Below are 16053 nucleotides of genomic sequence, written 5' to 3' on the forward strand. Positions count from 1 at the left end.
TCMGGCAATTTCGGGACATACCTTTATTCCTTAAAAAAAGTGAAAAAGAGTGCTTGAATAACCATATACATAGCAAAGGCACACGTTTTTTGCCGACTGGATGGCCGGTCTGTTTCGTGTACCTTTTTTACGTTTAGCTAAAAAAAGAGAATAGAACGATGAAATAGAATAAAAAAAGAGAGCTGTCGCACAAAGCCGAAATGGCTTAATGCGACAGCCCCTTTTTCTGTATTGGTATTGGGTTGGAAAGCGGATTAATGGTTAGCCGGATGGCCTTCGTGGACGCCTTGTTCAGCCGGTGCAGCAGTACCCGGAATGGGAGCGGCACCGAGTTGTCCGCGGCGTGCCTGGGAGATGATGCTGTGGTTGTAGCCATAGCCGAAATAGATGGCCAGGCCTAACAGAAGCCATACGACGAAGCGGATCTGCGTAACCAGGGGCAGCATGTAGATGAGGACACCGCAGAAGGCGATAGCCAGGAGCGGAACCAGGGGAACGAGCGGACATTTGAAGGCGCGTACCTGGTTCGGGTTCTTCTTGCGAAGGACGATGACAGCAGCCGAAACGATGATGAAGGCACAGAGTGTACCGATATTGGTCATTTCAGCGACGATGTTGATTGGCAGGAACCCTGCCGTAATAGCCGTAACCACGCAAACCAGCATGGAGCTGCGGGCCGGAGTCTTATATTTCGGATGGACGTGGCCGAAGAATTTCGGCAGCAGGCCATCGCGGGACATGACGAAGAGTACGCGGCTCTGGCCAAAGCTCATGACCAGGAGGACCGAAGTCAGGCCGCAGATGGCGCCGACAGAGATAGCCGCAGCACCCCAGTGATAGCCGACGGCCTGGAGGGCAAAGGCAACCGGAGCTGCTGTCGTCTTGAATTCGAGGTACGGAACCATGCCGGTGAGGACGGCCGATACGGCGATGTACAGGACCGTACAGATGATGAGCGATAAGATAATGCCGCGGGGCAGATCTTTCTGCGGATTTTTGACTTCTTCAGCTGCTGTGGAAACGGCATCGAAGCCGATATAAGCGAAGAAGATGATGGACGCGCCGGCGAAGACACCCGACCAGCCATAGGGCATGAAGGGAACCCAGTTGGCAGCATCGACGTGGCTGAAGCCTAAAGCCAGGAACAAGGCGACGACGGCCAATTTGATGCCGACGATGATGTTGTTGACAGTTGCACTCTGGCGGACGCCGTGGATGTTGATGAAGGCGATGACGCAGAGGATGAGGACGGCCGGCAGATTGACGATGCCGCCGTTATATGGAGCCAGTGTCAAGGCTTTCGGCAGGACGAGGCCCAAGTTGGTGAGGATATTATTGAAGTACCCGGACCAGCCAATAGCGACGGCCGATACGGCAAAGGCGTACTCTAGTATCAAGTCCCAGCCGATGACCCAGGCCCAAAATTCACCGAGGGCGACGTAGCCGTAAGTATAGGCACTGCCGGCAACGGGAACCATGGCGGCAAATTCAGCATAACACAGGGCGGCACAGCCGCAAGCCAAAGCTGCGATGATGAAAGAAATGATAAGTGCAGGACCGGAATAATTGGCAGCGGCAACGCCGGTCAGAACAAAGATACCTGTACCGACGATAGCGCCGATACCGAGCATGGTCAGGCCAAAAGTACCGAGGACGCGGTTCATGCCGCCGTCTTGTTTCGTTTCCGAAATAAATTCACTGATACTTTTGGTTCTAAAGATGTGTTTCGTCATAGAACCTCTCCCCTTATGATTGTAAAGTATCGTTGACTCCCCTATGGATTGACCGGATAGTCAATCGTTCAACTGCCTTTTATTATACTCGTACATTTTAATTTGTAAATGTTTTATCCTAAATTAATTATATTTTTATATTTAAAATTAAAAATAGCAAAAATATGTTCAATCAAAAAGTTGAGGTAAACTATAATATTAATACGCTTAAATCATAATCTATTTATCCAGTGTTTTATTTAAAAAGATTAAATCATCCTGGTAATCTATATCAAATAATTCACCTTTTCTTTTGGGATAATAGACCCAGGTCTGAGGACGCTTCAGAAACTGCCGGCCTCCCGTATCGCCGCGCAGGGTCAGGAGTCCCGGTCCATAAGGGCGGCGGAAAACGGCAGGGCTGCAGCGCCGCTCGCCGTTATGCATACAGCCTACAGCTGCGCCAGAGGCCAGGAACTGCCGCAGGAAGTCGGCAATCGTTTCTGCCGTCAGCAAGGGCTGGTCTGCCGGAAAAAAAGCCCAGGCGTCGGCTTCACTATGAGCCTGGACGGCGCAGCGCAAAGACGCAGCCATACCTTCTCCCGCCTGACCGTTCCATATGACGTCAATGCCCTGAGCCTGGCAGGCTGAGGCAATGGCATCATGAGCCGTCACGACCGTCACCTGACAGTCGATACCGGAAGATGGCAAAAAAGCCTGTGCCGCCTGGCACAGGCTTTTCATTCCATACGTATATAAAGGGCGTCCATGAACGAGCACTTCCAATTTATGGCTGCCAAAACGGCGGCCGAAGCCGGACGCCATCAAGACTAACTGTATTTTCATTTCGCTTCCCTCATTTCCACTGGATACGTCGTCACTATTCCTGGCCGGGACAGGCCGCTCAAAATCCGTTTCCCCGCCTGCTGCCGCCGTTCATCGTCGGCCTGGTTGAGGACGACGGTCGTCCTGTCTTTCCAGGACCCGATGCGGGCCAGGCAGCCGGCTTCTACAATATAGGCCAGGAGGCGTTCGGTCACGACGGCTTCCGGATTGAGATGCAATAACTCCCAGCGGAAACAGACGTCCTTCACGATCCGTCCCACGGCCGACAGGCCGGCCAGGCAGTATACATCACGGCTGTTGGCCGGGATGACCGGTTCATGGGGGCCCATGACCTTCAAGGGCAGGCGCCGTGAGCCATCGCCTTCGACGAGGACGACGTCGGCAGCCGCACATAAACGCAGGTAAACATCCTCGCCGGGCCAGGTGATTTTCCCGTTCAGCCCTTCCTGGCCGACGACGATGATGCCGTCGCGCCGCCATTGGCCCTGCCAGCCTGCCGGCAAAGCGGCCGGTACGAACCATCGGCTGGGGTGCTTCATATGGGTCGTCGTCACGACGGCCACGCGGCGCCCGGCAGCCCGTTCCTGCCGGGCCCGGGCAAAGATACTGGTCGTCTTGCCGCCGGCACCGATATAGGTGTATACCTCGGCCGTCATGGTTTACGGTAGCGGCTCTTTTCCCGCCCTTCCCGCTTGGCCCGGACGGCAATGAGTTCGGCAGCGATGCTGATGGCGATTTCTGCCGGCGTCACGGCCGAAATGGCCAGGCCGATGGGCGCGTGGCAGGCATCGATTTCGGCAGCTGAAAAACCGTCGGCCAGGAGTTTCTCTTTGACAAAGGCCAATTTGCGGCGGCTGCCGATGACGCCGAGGTAATACGGCTTGATGGCCAGCATCTGGCGCTGGACATCGTAGTCGCCGACGTGGCCACGGGTCATGATGCAGACATAGTCATCCTGCGTTACGCCGAGGTCCGCCGGAAGGGCTTCATAATCAGCTTTATAGACGGCATCTGCCTGGGGGAACAGAGCCGGATCGGCAAATTCCGCCCGGTCATCGACGACGATGCAGGAAAAGCCGATACTGGCCAGGACCGGGACCAGGGCCTGAGACACGTGGCCGCCGCCAAAGACGAAGACCCGTCCCGGATAAGTCAGGGGTTCGCTGTACCAGCGCCGCTGGCCATCCGCAGCAAGGCCGGCTACATTCTGACGGCACCAAGCCGCATCGACGGCCTGCAAAGCCGCCATCTGGCCGCAGCCCTGCACCTGGCCTTCCCGGACCAGGGCCATGCCCCAATGGGCTTCATCGCTGACATCCAGGGCCAGCCACGACGCCGTCTTCTGGCGCAGGGCCTGGATGATAGCGGCCAGTACATCCAGCAGGCCCGGCAGGGCCGGGTCGAGGTACTGGCAGAAGACGGTCAATTCCCCGCCACAGGCAGCGTTGATATCTTCTTCGTCATTGGGGTGGAGGATGAGCCGGCGAAAAGCCGACTGGCGGCTCTCCAGGCATTGCCGTCCGGCCTGGATGGCCAGATATTCCTGATAACCGCCACCGACAGTACCGGCCGTCGTCCCATCGGCAAAGACGGCCTGATGGCTGCCGATGCCGCGGGGCGTCGAGCCCCGGCTGGCGACGACGGTCAGGAGGACAGCCGGCTGGCCAGACTGCAAAGTTTCATATAATCGGGTATAGAAAGCTTCCATGATATCACCTATATAAGAGTAAAATAGCCTGCCCATCGACAGTGAGGCAGTCCGGCAGGACAGCCGGCCGGTCGGGCTTGGCGAAACGCCACCAGATATCCGGCGTCCCGCCTTCCTGATGGGCATAGCGGAACTTGACGATCCATTCAAAGGGCTGCTCGATTTCCTCGGTCACGACGATGGGCCTGGCATTTTCGCCGTCGCCACCGCAAAAGGCGTGGCCGCGGATGCCGATGGCACAGAGGTCGTCGCCGACAGGCCGTCCCGTCTGCAGCGTAATCTGCCACGACGGGATGAAGACGGCTGTCGGTCCGGCCTTGCGGGCCGCTACGATATTCTTGCAGCCCGTCAGGACCGCTGCCACCCGGGACTGGGGATCGGCAAAGAGTTCCTTTGTCGGCGCACAGGCCGACACGCGGCCGTCGTCTAGGACGGCGATGGACTGACAGAGTTGATAGGCTTCGTCGCGGCTGTGTGTCACCAAGACGACGTCTTTCGGGAATTGACGCAGCAAGTCCTTGAGTTCTGTCATGACCTTTTCTTTTAAATAACTGTCCAGAGCGCTGAAGGGTTCGTCCAGGAGCAGGATGTCCGGCTCATTGACCAGGATGCGGGCCAGGGCCACGCGCTGCTGCTGGCCGCCGGACAATTCGGCCGGTTTCTGTTTCTCCAGGCCTGTCAAATTCAGGCGTTCCATCATGGAACGGACCTGCCGGCGGGCGTCAGCCTTGGACGAAGCCGAGCGGACGCCGCAGCGGATGTTGTCTTCGACGGTCATGTTGGGGAACAGGGCATAGTGCTGGAACAGATAGCCTACGCGCCGCTGCGGGACGGGGACATTGATATGGCGCCCGCTGTCGAACAAGGTCCGCGCCCCGACGACGACTTTGCCTGCATCAGGCTTTTCAATACCGGCAATGCACTGCAGAGTCTTGCTCTTGCCACAGCCCGAAGCGCCGAGCAGGCCGAGGATGCCGCTCTCATGATGGAGCTTCACATCCAGCGTAAAAGAGCCCCAGTCCTTATGGACATCGATATCGATCATGCCAGGCGCCTCCTTTCACGGCTGCGCTTTTCAAAGAGATTGACTGTCAGCAGGACGACGGCGCTGATGGCGATGTTGACCAGGACCCAGATGAAGGCGCTGTATTCGTCATTGGTCCGCCACAACTGGTAGACCGTCGTCGAAATGGTCGCCGTATTCTTGGGGATATAGCCGATGAGCATACTCGTCGCCCCGTATTCGCCCAGGGCCCGGGCAAAGGCCAGGACCGTCCCGGCGATGATGCCCTGCTTGCAGTAAGGCATGCGGATATGCCAGAAGATGAACGTATCCGACAGGCCCAGGGTCTTGCCACTCCAGGCCAGGGTTTCGTCGAAACTCTCAAAGGCCCCGCGGGCCGTGCGGTACATGAGGGGAAAAGCGACGACAGCCGACGCCAGGACGCCGCCATACCAGGTCATGACGAAGCGGATGCCCACGTCATTGAGAAAGATGCCGACAGGGTGCTTCAAGCCGAAGACCAGGAGCAGCAGCCAGCCGCAGACCGTCGGCGGCAGGACCAGGGGCAGTGTCAGGACGACATCGAGGAGCCCTTTGAGGACCCGCGGCAGGCGGGCGACATAATAAGCCAGGGCAATGCCGCTAAAGAAGACGAGGACACAGGAAATAGCGGCAATGCGCAGGCTGTTCCAAAGGGGATACCAGTCCATAAGCAGCTATCCTTAGCCGACAGGGCTGAAGCCGACGCCCTGGAAAATTTTCATGGCTTCTTGGCCCTTGAGGTAATTGAGGAAATCCTGAGCTTCCTGCGGGTGCTTGCTGTTCTTCATGACAGCCGCCGGATAAATGACCTGGCCGCACATATCTTTCGTCGCTTCGTCGACAGGTTTCAACTTGGCACTGAAGGCATCGGTCGCATAGATGACGCCGCAGTCGGCACTGCCCTCGCGGACCTGGGTCGTCACTTCTTTGACGTTCGAGCCATAGGTAATGTGGCCGGCCTGAGCGATGGCCTGTTCATCGAGGTTGTAGAATTTCAGGATTTTCTGTGTATACTGGCCGACAGGAACGTCGCTGTTGCCCATGACCAGGCGGATGGAGCCATCCTTCAATTTCGCCGCCATATCATTGAAATTCTGGACGCCCTTGGGGTTGCCTTCGGGCGTCACCAGGACAACCTTGTTTTCCAACAGGTCTATGCGGCTGCCGCTCTTGACGAAGTCCAGCTTATCCGGATTGGCTTTGGCGTCTTTTGAGGCGTCGAGCTGGTTCATCTGCTTCTGGGCTGCCGAAATGAAGAGGTCACAGTCGGCACCGTTCTGGATCTGCGTCTTCAGCGTGCCCGACGAATCGAAGTTAAAGGAAATTTCCACGTCCGGATGTTCTTTCTGATACTGGGCGGCAATCTGGTTCATCGTTTCCGTCATGCTGGCCGCAGCAAAGACGGTCAGGTGGACTTTATCGCCGTCCCCGGCGGCTTTGTCCTCTTTCTTGTCCGACCCGCATCCGGCCAGGGCAAAAGCCAGCGTCGCCGCCAAGACCGATGCGACTACTTTTTTCCACGTCATCACCGTACATCTCCTTTTTGTAAATCCATTTATATGCATTTACTTGCGGCCACAATCCCGGACTTCGCCGCGCAGTAAGTCGAGGCCATGGGGAATCGTATCCAGGAAGACATCCATACATTCCTGACAGGCCTTGGGACTGCCGGGCAGGTTGATGATCAAGGTCTTCTTGCGGATGACGCTGACCGCCCGGGACAGCATGGCCCGCGGCGTAATCTGCATGGAAGCGGCCCGGATGGCTTCGGCAATGCCCGGCGCCTGACGGTCGGCAACGGCCAGGGTCGCTTCGGGCGTGACGTCGCGAGGGCCAAACCCGGTACCGCCTGTCGTCAAGATGAGGTCAGCCTGGCGCTGGTCGGCCAGCCGGCAGAGCTGTTGTTCCAAGGGGCCCTCGCCATCGGGCAGGAGCAGCTGTTCCATGACTTCAAACCCAGCCCGTTCCAGCCGCTGGACAATGACGGGGCCGCTGGCATCTTCCCGCAGGCCTTTGCTTCCCTTATCCGACAAGGTGATAACCGCCGCCTGATAAGGCCGTTTCCCTTGCCGCGGGACTTCGGTCATGACATCGCCCGGGCGGATGACGCCGCCTTCAAGGACGCGGGCAAATACGCCTTCCCTGGGCATGATGCAATCGCCGACGGCTTCATAGACGGCACAATGGTTGTGACATTCCTTGCCGATCTGGGTCATTTCCAGCAGGACGTCGCCACAGCGCAGCAGCGTCCCTACAGGCAGGGCCGAGAAATTGAAGCCGTCGACGACGAGATTTTCGCCGAAAGCGCCGAATTCCACCTGACCGCCGCGGCGGCGGAAAGCTTCGATGCTTTCCAGGCCCAGCAGGCTGACCTGGCGGTGCCAGTGTTCGGCATGAGCGTCGCCTTCAATGCCCCAGTTGACTATGAAATTCCCTTCCGGTACGGCCTGTTTAGCCACGCCGCGGATGGTGCTGATGCAAACAGCATGTACTTTCCCCATTTTTTATCCTCCGATCTGATTCATCGTCTTATGTTCACTGATATGGTTCTGTTCGGCGAAGCAATGCTTGGCCGGCTTGTCATAAACCGCCCTGGCCATGGCGCGCTGCAGCTCCTGACAGATAGTTTCCTCCTCTTGGCCGCTGCGGACGATGGCCCGCAAATCGACGCCATCGTCATAGCAGAGACAGGGCTTCAAAAAGCCCGTACTCGTCAGGCGCAGGCGGTTACAGGACGAGCAGAAGCCATGGGTATTGGCAGCGATGAAGCCAATACGACCTTGCAGCTGGCCGCTCCGGTAATACGAAGCCGGTCCGTTTCCCCGCCGTTCTTCTGTGGCAGCCAAATCCGGATAGGCCCGGCGCAGGACGGCCAGGGCCGCTTCTTCCGTAAGGCCTTTCAGCGTCGTCCCGTAGCCGATGGGCATGAGTTCGATGAAGCGCACATCGACGGGAAACCGGCCGGCCAAGCGGGCCAGCGGCAGGATCTGGTCCTGCGTTTCTTCCAGTAATACGGCGTTTACTTTGACGTTTACCCGAGCAGCCGCGGCCCGTTCCAAGGCTTCCAGGACGACGGACAGCTGGCCGCCTCCGGTCAGCCCGGCATACTGCCCGGCATCGAGGCTGTCCAGGCTGATGTTGATGCCGTTGATGCCCATACGGACCAAGTCCGGCAGGGCGTCGGACAACAGCAGGCCGTTCGTCGTCAAGGTCACAGAACGGACGCCTTTCATGGCTTTGAGGGATTCCATGAAGGCCACGGCCCCTTTGCGCACCAGCGGCTCGCCGCCGGTAATCTTGAAGCGGTCGATGCCCAGGGACAGAGCAGCCCGACAGATGAGCTGCATTTCTTCATAGCGCAGGACAGCTTCGTGGCCGACGCTGGTCAGGGCTTCAGGCATACAGTAGCGGCAGCGCAGGTTGCAGCGGTCCGTCAGGGACAGGCGCAGGTAGCCGATGGTCCGTCCCCATTTATCCTTCATGGTGCTCCCCTCCGTCATATTGGAAATGGCCGCTCTTGCCGCCGATTTTTTCGACGAGGTGGATATCCTTGAGACACATGCGCTTATCGACGGCCTTGCACATATCGTAGACCGTCAGCAAAGCCACGGATACGCCCGTCAGGCTTCCATTTCGACGCCGGTCTTGCCGTTGCACTTGACAGTACAGCGGCCTTCGAGTTCACAAGTATCGTCGTGGAAGATGAATTCGACGCCGCATTTGGTCAAATTGAGGATATGGCAGAGCGGGATGAGGTCGCTCGTCCGCTTGGCTCCCATGATGCCGGCAATGCGGGCCACGCCGAGGACATCGCCTTTTTTCACGGCACCGGCCCTGACGGCTTCATAGCACTCGCGGCTCATGGAAATACGGCCGCAGGCCACAGCCGTCCGGGCCGTCACGGCTTTACCGCTGACGTCGACCATGACGGCGTCACCGTTGTTGTCAATGTGTGTAAACGGGTTCACCAGGATCACCTACTTTCCAAAGCCACAGTTCGGGAAGGTACAGACAGGACAGCCCAGGCATAAGCCGCCTTCGCCGAGACCGGCCAGGTCATCGGCCGTCACGGGGACATCGGCCATGAGCGACGGCAGGACGAGGTCAAAGATCGTCCGCTTGGCATACATGACACAGCCCGGCAGACCGACGATGGGGCGATCGTCCCCGCTATAAGCCAGAAGGAACATGGCCCCTGGCAGGACCGGAGCACCATACGATACGATGCGGGCTCCCGTATTCTTGATGGCCAGCGGCGTCTGGTCATCGGGGTCGACACTCATGCCACCCGTACAGAAAACCATATCCATGCCCTTATCCAGCATATCCTGGATAGCCGCCGTAATGGCAGCCGGGTCATCGGCCAGGGTCGTATGCATGGCCATGACGGCGCCGTATTCAGACAGCTTGCTTTCGATGACCGGCGTAAACGTATCTTCGATACGGCCATGGAAGACTTCATTCCCCGTCGTGACGACGCCGGCTTTCTTCTGGCCGAAGGGATGGACGTCGAGGAGCGGTGCCGGACCGGCTGCTTCCTGGGCAGCGGCCATCTTATCCTTCTTGATGACCAAGGGAATGATGCGCGTACCGGCCAGTTTATCGCCCTTGCGGACCGGGAAGCCGCCGTGGCGGGTGGCAATCATCATTTCGCCCAGGGAATTGACGGCTTTCAAGCCATCCCGGCGGATAGTCAGGACGCCGTCGCAGTCGGCGATGAGTTCGATTTTCCCTTCTTTCGGCGCACTGCCGTGCATATGAGCTCCCATGCAGATGTCGCGCAGGATGGCAGCGGCTTCATCTTCATGGAACAGGGTGTCATCTTTTTCCCAAATATAGACGTGGTCCTTGCCGACCGACAAGAGGACCGGAATATCTTCTTGGGTAATGACATGGCCCTTGCGGAAGACCGGGCCTTTGGTGACGCCGCGGATGATCTGCGTAATATCATGGCAGAGGACATGGCCGACAGCGTCTTCGGTTTTCATCATTTTCATACTTATCTATCCTTCCATTTTTTGTAATTTATGGAGTTCTTCATCATTGAACCATTGCCGGAACTGGCGGTCTGCCACGTCGTGCAGGGCCTCGTTCATCTCTTCATACCGTTCCAGGATGATTTCAGCCTGCTTGGTCAGGACGGACCGGCCGCCGTCTTTGCCGCCGACATAGCGGCGGATGAGGGGAAAGCCCCAGATTTCTTCGGCGTTGCGCATGACTGTCCAGGCCTTGGAGTACGACATGCCCATATCCCGGGCTGCGCCCTGCAGGGAACCATGACGGCGGACACCTTCCAGCAGTTCGGCCACGCCGGGCCCGAAGGCCCGCTTATCGCCCATGAGGCACAGGGTCACTTTGCAATGTAGTTTCTCTTCTGCCATGGAGCCACCTCCTTCAAGCGTTATTCGCGCTTACAAATAACGAATCTACTAAGCTCATTATACATGAAAATCTGTTAGCTGGCCATACTTTTTTTGTAACCCGTAGTGAAATCATCACCGCTTATGCAAATTATGATATAATACACGCATAACATACAAAAGGATGTGATAGGATGACAAAAATACTTCGCCCTTTATCGCTGGGGCTGATTATCCTGGCCGGCGGCCGCAGTACCCGCATGGGCCGCGATAAAACGGCCCTCCCCTGGCGCGATACGGACCTGCTGACGGATCTGCTTCTGCGCAGCCAAGCTTATCCCTTTACAGAGCGCTTGCTTTCCATCAACCGTCCTTATGAATCGTCCCATTTACCCGCCAAATTAGCCCGCACAGTCCGCCTGGTCATAGACAATTATCCTGACTGCGGCCCCTTGGGCGGGATGGAGGCCGCCCTGTACAGCGGCCAGTGCGACTTCTATCTGGTCTTATCTGTCGACCTTCCCTTCTATGATTTTGCCCCCGCCCCGGATTTGGTCAAATTACTCCGGCGCCAGCCACCCTGCAGGCCATCATACCCAGGACGGAAAACGGCCAGGACCAGCCCCTGGCCGCCTTATACAGCCGTCAGCTCCTGCCAGCCATTACGGACCATCTGCAGAAGGGCAATTACCGCCTGCGCCATCTGTATCAAGACGTGCCGGCAGCCTATGTCGATGAAACCTTCCGTTCGGCCTTATATTTCAATATCAATACGCCTGAAGCCTATGAGGCTGCCAAAGGCCGCGACACCAACAGCCGCCGCCAGGTACCCGTCGTCACCCTGACGGCACCGAAATCAGGCGATGGCAAGACGACAGCCGCTGCGGCAGCCATTACGGAACTGACGCACCGCGGCTATCAGGTCGCCTATATCAAGAGCAGCCATCACACCGTGGCCCGCCGCAAGACCGGCTCCGATACGGACCGGGCCCGCAAAGCCGGTGCCGTTTCCGTCTGTCTCTGCGGTCCGGCAGATTATCCCATGGGAACGCGGAAAGAAGATTACATCCTGGCCCTGTCCCAGCAACAGCTGGCCGACCTGGTCCTCGTCGAAAGCCGCAGTCACGGTCCCTTTCCACAAATCGACGTGACCCAGGCCGATGACAACCAGCTGGTCAACAATATCTTATTCCTCACTGGCTACCGCTCGTCGGTGATATAAGCAGTTTGTTCTTTTCTGTCTTGCACCCTGCTAAAATAAGTCCTACACTGAGACTAGTAAAGCGTACCCCGTCCGTGGTATACTAAAAATCTCCAGTTTATGTAAAAGTGAGGTGTTCCTATGTGTGCCTATAAGAAAATCGACACGGTCTGTCCCTATTGTGGCACAGGCTGCGTCATCACCTGCACGGTCGACACGGAAAAAAACCAGGTCATCGAAGCCAAGGTCTCGCCGCGCGGTGTCAACAATGAAGGCCGGCTCTGTCTGAAAGGGCTGTACGGCTGGGACTATCTGAATGACCCTCAGATCCTGACCAAGCGTATCCGCCAGCCGATGATCCGCAAAAACGGCAAGGGCACGCCCCTCGTCGAAGTATCGTGGCAGGAAGCCATCGAATACGCAGCGGCCCGCCTCAAAGCCATCATCAAGGAATACGGCCCGGATGCCGTCATGGGCGCCGGTTCGGCCCGCGGTCCCGGCAATGAGGCCGCTTACATTACGCAAAAATTCATGCGCGCCGTCGTCGGCACGAACAACGTCGACCACTGCGCCCGCATTTGACACGCTCCATCGGTTACCGGACTCGGTGAGTCCGTCGGTGAAGGTGCCATGTCTTTCAGCGTTCCCGAACTCGAAGACGCAGAAGTCATCTTCGATATCGGTTATAACGCGCCGGTCTCGCATCCCCTCGTCGCCCGCCATATCGTCCGGGCCAAGAAGAAGGGCTGCAAGATCATCTGTGTCGATCCGCGCCTGACAGAAACGGGCCGCATCGCCACCATTTACCTGCCTATCAAGGGCGGCACGAACATGCTCTTCCTCAACGCCATGGCCCACGTCATGGTCACGGAGGACCTGGTCGACCACGATTTCATCGAAAAGCATACGACAGGCTTTGCCGACTATGCCAAAGAAGTGGCCCAGGATAAATACGCGCCCGAAGCCGTCGCCGCAGCGACCCACCTCGATCCCGACGATATCCGCCGGGCAGCGCGCCTGTTCGCTTCGTCCAAACATACCATGACCCTCTGGGGCATGGGCATCACCCAGTTCTCACAGGGCGTCGAATGCGTCATCGCCTGCTCCAACCTGAGTCTCATGACCGGCAACTACGGCCATTACGCCACCGGCGTCGGCCCGGTCCGCGGCCAGAACAACGTCCAGGGGACCTGTGACATGGGCGTCCTGCCCAACCAGTATCCTGGCTATCAGGACGTCATGGACGATGAAATCCGCCATAAATTTGAAAAGGCCTGGGGCGTTTCCCTGCCATCCCACGTCGGCCTGCCCCTGACCTATGTGCCGGACAAAGTCCTGCGCGAACCGGACCCGAAGAAGCGGATTCACGCCTATTACATCATCGGCGAAGACCCGGCCCAGTCCGATCCGGACCTGCCGGAAATCCGCCGCACCCTGTCGGCTATCGACCTGGTCATCGTCCAGGACATCTTCTTCAACAAGACCTGCGAATATGCCGATGTCATCTTCCCGGCTACGGCCTGGGGCGAACACAATGCCGTATATACCTCCTGCGACCGCCGCTTCCAGCGCGTCCGCAAGCTCATCGAACCCCAGCCGGGCTGCAAGACGGACTGGGAAATCCTCTGCCTCATGGCAACGGCCATGGGCTATCCCATGCATTACGACAATACCGAACAGATTTGGGACGAAATGCGCTCCCTGTGCCCGAAATTCGCCGGTGCCAGCTATGAAAAGATGGTCGAGAACCACGGCGTCCAATGGCCCTGCACGGAAGACAGCCCGGATGATACGGGGACACAGTATCTCCACAAGGGCGCTCATTTTGCTACGGCCGACGGCAAAGGCCATTTCTACTACTACCCCTGGACGCCGGCCAAAGAGCTGGAAAGTCCCGAATACCCCCTGTCCCTGTCGACAGTCCGCGAAGTCGGCCACTATTCGGTCCGTACCATGACCGGCAACTGCCGCCTCCTGGCCGACCTGGCCGATGAACCGGGCTATATCCAGATGAATCCCGAAGACTGCCAGGAACTGGGCATTGCCAACGGCGATCTGGTCCGCGTCGTCTCCAAGCGGGGCCATACCATCACCCGCTGCCAGGAAACAGACCGCGTATCCAAAGGGGCGACGTACATGACCTATCAGTGGTGGGTCGGCGCCTGCAACGAATTGACGTCGGCCGCCCTGGACCCCAAGAGCCATACGCCGGAATTCAAATACTGTGCCTGCCGCGTCGAAAAAATCGACGACCAGAAACAGGCCGAACGCGATGTAAAAGCCCAGTATACCGCTATCCGCAGCCGCATGGGCATCGAAGTAAAGGAGGTGTAAACGATGTTTAAACACGTCAAGACGGACCCGGAACTGTGCATCGGCTGCAAGACCTGCATGGCCGCCTGTGTGGCCAGCCATACAGGCAAGGCCCTGTTTGCCCTCAAGCCCAAGAGCTTCGATTTCACGCCGCGGGTCCACGTCGTTTACACGTCGAAAGTCACCAAGGCCGTCCAATGCCAGCAGTGCCCGAAGCCGCGCTGTATGGAGGCCTGTCCGTTCCACTGCATTTCCCTGGGTCCCGACTCGGTCGTCATCGATGAAGAGGCCTGCCGGGGCTGCGGAAAATGTTCCCGCGCCTGTCCTTTCCAGGCCATCAACATGACCAAGATCTACCACGGCGATACCAAAGGCCGGCCCTTCCGCATCGTCGCCTACAAATGCGACCTCTGTGCCAATACGGAAACGGGGGAACCAGCCTGTATCCCGGCCTGCCCAACGGAAGCCCTGAGTCTCTTCGACCCGGCCGTCGTCGCGGCTCAGCGGGCTAAACTGAAAGCCCAAAAAGAAGCGGCCAAAACACAGGCAGCTTATGAAAAAGCATTGAAAAAAGGAAAGCCATAACTATGGAAATCGTCACGATTACCGAAGCAAGGCGCCGTCTCGACGGCGCCTTGCCTTCCTATGAAGCGAAAATAGAATATGTCACACCAAACCAGGCCCTGGGCCGCATCACAGCCCGGGACATTACGGCAGCCTGCGACTATCCGCCGTACCGTAAATCGCCCTTCGACGGCTATGCTATCCATAGCCATGACGGAAATGCCTATGAAGTCGTGGCGACCATCGGCGCCGGCATCGTCTATGACGGCCCTGTTGCAGCCGGCCAGGCCGTACGCCTCATGACGGGCTGCGCCGTCCCGGATGATTGCGATACCGTCGTCCCCCAGGAATACGTCGAACGCCAGGGAAATCATATACGAGTTACAGAAAGCATCCCGCCGGGCAGCAACATCATCCCCAAAGGCGAAGAGTGCCGTTCCGGCGCCGTCATCATCCCGGCCGGGACGAAGCTCACAGCCGGTGCCCTGTCCGTCGCCGTCGGCCTGGGAAATGAACGCCTTCCCGTTTACGCCAAAGCGAAGGTCCTCTTCCTGACGTCAGGACGGGAACTGGTCCTGCCCGGAGAAGTGCGGCACCATGGCCAGATTTACAACTCCAACGCCTATCTCTTCCAGCCCTTATTGGAACAGTACGGCGCAGAAGTCACCTTCTATCACGTATCGGACGGACCGGACCAGCTGGCTGATGAAATGGCAGCCGTCCGCCGCCTGGCCCGGGACAAGGACCTCATCGTCAGCACGGGCGGCGTCTCCGTCGGCCTCTATGACACGATGCCCCAGATTTATCAATCCCTCGGTGCCGTCCAACTTTACGACCGCATCACTATGCGGCCCGGTTCGGCTTCCTATGGCGGCGTCATTGAAACAGACGGCCGCCGGACGCTCATCCTCGGCCTGTCCGGCAATCCTTCGGCGTCGTTCAATGCCTTCCATCTCCTGGCCGTCCCCATCCTGCGCCGCCTCAACGGCGAAAGAAACAGCGAATTTCCCGTCGTCACCTGCCATTTAGGCGACGCGATCTATAAGAAAAATCCTGTCGACCGCTTCGTCCAGGGCCGCCTGACCTACGAACAGGGCCAGCCCATATTCACACCCAATACGACACTGACGTCCAGTGCCCTGCTGGGCCTTGCCCACACCAACGCCCTGGCGTATATAAAAAAAGGAACGGCCCCGTTGCCAAAGGGCGCTCCCATTGAAGTAATATTCCTATAAAAAGGGCTTGTCGCACAGCGACAAGCCCTTGTTTGCACTGTAGGGGTCGCCACGTGGGCGACCCGTTAG

At 58.0% G+C, this 16053-nt stretch carries 15 protein-coding genes and 2 pseudogenes; 5 read left to right on the top strand and 12 right to left on the bottom strand.

What is annotated here, in order from left to right:
* Positions 1-254 precede the first annotated feature (254 nt).
* From NM10_RS09115 to NM10_RS09170, 12 genes and pseudogenes are all read right to left on the bottom strand, one after another.
* On the bottom strand, positions 255-1733 hold the full coding sequence (locus NM10_RS09115; RefSeq protein ID WP_020311288.1) for an amino acid permease: 1479 nt from the start codon (positions 1731-1733) through the stop codon (positions 255-257).
* Positions 1734-1952: 219 nt separating this feature from the next.
* Positions 1953-2558 (bottom strand): nucleotidyltransferase family protein, encoded by a 606-nt coding sequence (locus NM10_RS09120; protein ID WP_020311289.1) that lies wholly within the window; start codon positions 2556-2558, stop codon positions 1953-1955.
* Positions 2555-3214, bottom strand: coding sequence for a selenium cofactor biosynthesis protein YqeC (gene yqeC, locus NM10_RS09125; protein WP_020311290.1), 660 nt, complete (start codon positions 3212-3214; stop codon positions 2555-2557). Before yqeC ends, NM10_RS09120 begins: the two co-directional genes overlap by 4 nt.
* Entirely contained in the window at positions 3211-4266 is a 1056-nt protein-coding gene (locus NM10_RS09130; RefSeq protein WP_020311291.1) for an XdhC family protein, read from the bottom strand. The genes yqeC and NM10_RS09130 overlap by 4 nt, the downstream gene beginning before the upstream one ends.
* 4 nt (positions 4267-4270) lie before the next feature.
* Positions 4271-5311 (bottom strand): sulfate/molybdate ABC transporter ATP-binding protein, encoded by a 1041-nt coding sequence (locus tag NM10_RS09135; RefSeq protein WP_020311292.1) that lies wholly within the window; start codon positions 5309-5311, stop codon positions 4271-4273.
* Entirely contained in the window at positions 5308-5979 is a 672-nt protein-coding gene (gene modB, locus NM10_RS09140; protein WP_020311293.1) for a molybdate ABC transporter permease subunit, read from the bottom strand. Before modB ends, NM10_RS09135 begins: the two co-directional genes overlap by 4 nt.
* A 12-nt stretch (positions 5980-5991) precedes the next feature.
* Positions 5992-6837: a molybdate ABC transporter substrate-binding protein gene (gene modA, locus NM10_RS09145; protein ID WP_020311294.1), complete on the bottom strand. Its 846-nt coding sequence runs from the start codon at positions 6835-6837 to the stop codon at positions 5992-5994.
* Positions 6838-6876: 39 nt separating this feature from the next.
* A complete protein-coding gene (locus tag NM10_RS09150) occupies positions 6877-7812 on the bottom strand; it encodes an MOSC domain-containing protein (RefSeq protein ID WP_020311295.1) in 936 nt (311 codons plus the stop codon).
* A 3-nt stretch (positions 7813-7815) separates the two neighbouring features.
* Complete coding sequence (gene moaA / locus NM10_RS09155) at positions 7816-8793, bottom strand: GTP 3',8-cyclase MoaA (RefSeq protein ID WP_020311296.1); 978 nt, start codon at positions 8791-8793, stop codon at positions 7816-7818.
* Positions 8783-9237: pseudogene (gene moaC, locus NM10_RS09160) on the bottom strand (cyclic pyranopterin monophosphate synthase MoaC). The gene moaA and the pseudogene moaC overlap by 11 nt, the downstream one beginning before the upstream one ends.
* Positions 9238-9288: 51 nt before the next feature.
* Positions 9289-10308, bottom strand: a complete 1020-nt coding sequence (locus NM10_RS09165) for a molybdopterin-binding protein (RefSeq protein WP_020311299.1) — start codon at positions 10306-10308, stop codon at positions 9289-9291.
* A 6-nt stretch (positions 10309-10314) separates the two neighbouring features.
* Positions 10315-10692 (bottom strand): winged helix-turn-helix domain-containing protein, encoded by a 378-nt coding sequence (locus tag NM10_RS09170; RefSeq protein WP_020311300.1) that lies wholly within the window; start codon positions 10690-10692, stop codon positions 10315-10317.
* Positions 10693-10931: 239 nt separating this feature from the next.
* Here NM10_RS09170 and NM10_RS15300 point away from each other — a divergent pair.
* The 5 genes and pseudogenes from NM10_RS15300 to NM10_RS09195 form a co-directional block, all read left to right on the top strand.
* Positions 10932-11240 (top strand): annotated as a pseudogene (locus NM10_RS15300) (NTP transferase domain-containing protein); the annotation flags it as partial.
* Positions 11241-11386: 146 nt separating this feature from the next.
* Positions 11387-11893 carry a molybdopterin-guanine dinucleotide biosynthesis protein B gene (locus NM10_RS14690; protein WP_020311302.1) on the top strand — a complete coding sequence of 169 codons (507 nt, stop codon included), beginning with the start codon at positions 11387-11389 and terminating at the stop codon, positions 11891-11893.
* Between the two features lie 120 nt (positions 11894-12013).
* Positions 12014-14206 (top strand): formate dehydrogenase subunit alpha, encoded by a 2193-nt coding sequence (fdhF, locus tag NM10_RS14695; RefSeq protein WP_081638972.1) that lies wholly within the window; start codon positions 12014-12016, stop codon positions 14204-14206.
* A 3-nt stretch (positions 14207-14209) separates the two neighbouring features.
* Positions 14210-14770 carry a 4Fe-4S dicluster domain-containing protein gene (locus tag NM10_RS09190; protein ID WP_020311305.1) on the top strand — a complete coding sequence of 187 codons (561 nt, stop codon included), beginning with the start codon at positions 14210-14212 and terminating at the stop codon, positions 14768-14770.
* Between the two features lie 2 nt (positions 14771-14772).
* Positions 14773-15984 (top strand): molybdopterin molybdotransferase MoeA, encoded by a 1212-nt coding sequence (locus NM10_RS09195; protein ID WP_020311306.1) that lies wholly within the window; start codon positions 14773-14775, stop codon positions 15982-15984.
* Positions 15985-16053 lie beyond the last annotated feature (69 nt).

The sequence above is a fragment of the Megasphaera sp. NM10 genome (assembly GCF_000417505.1).
Taxonomy (GTDB): domain Bacteria; phylum Bacillota; class Negativicutes; order Veillonellales; family Megasphaeraceae; genus Megasphaera; species Megasphaera intestinihominis.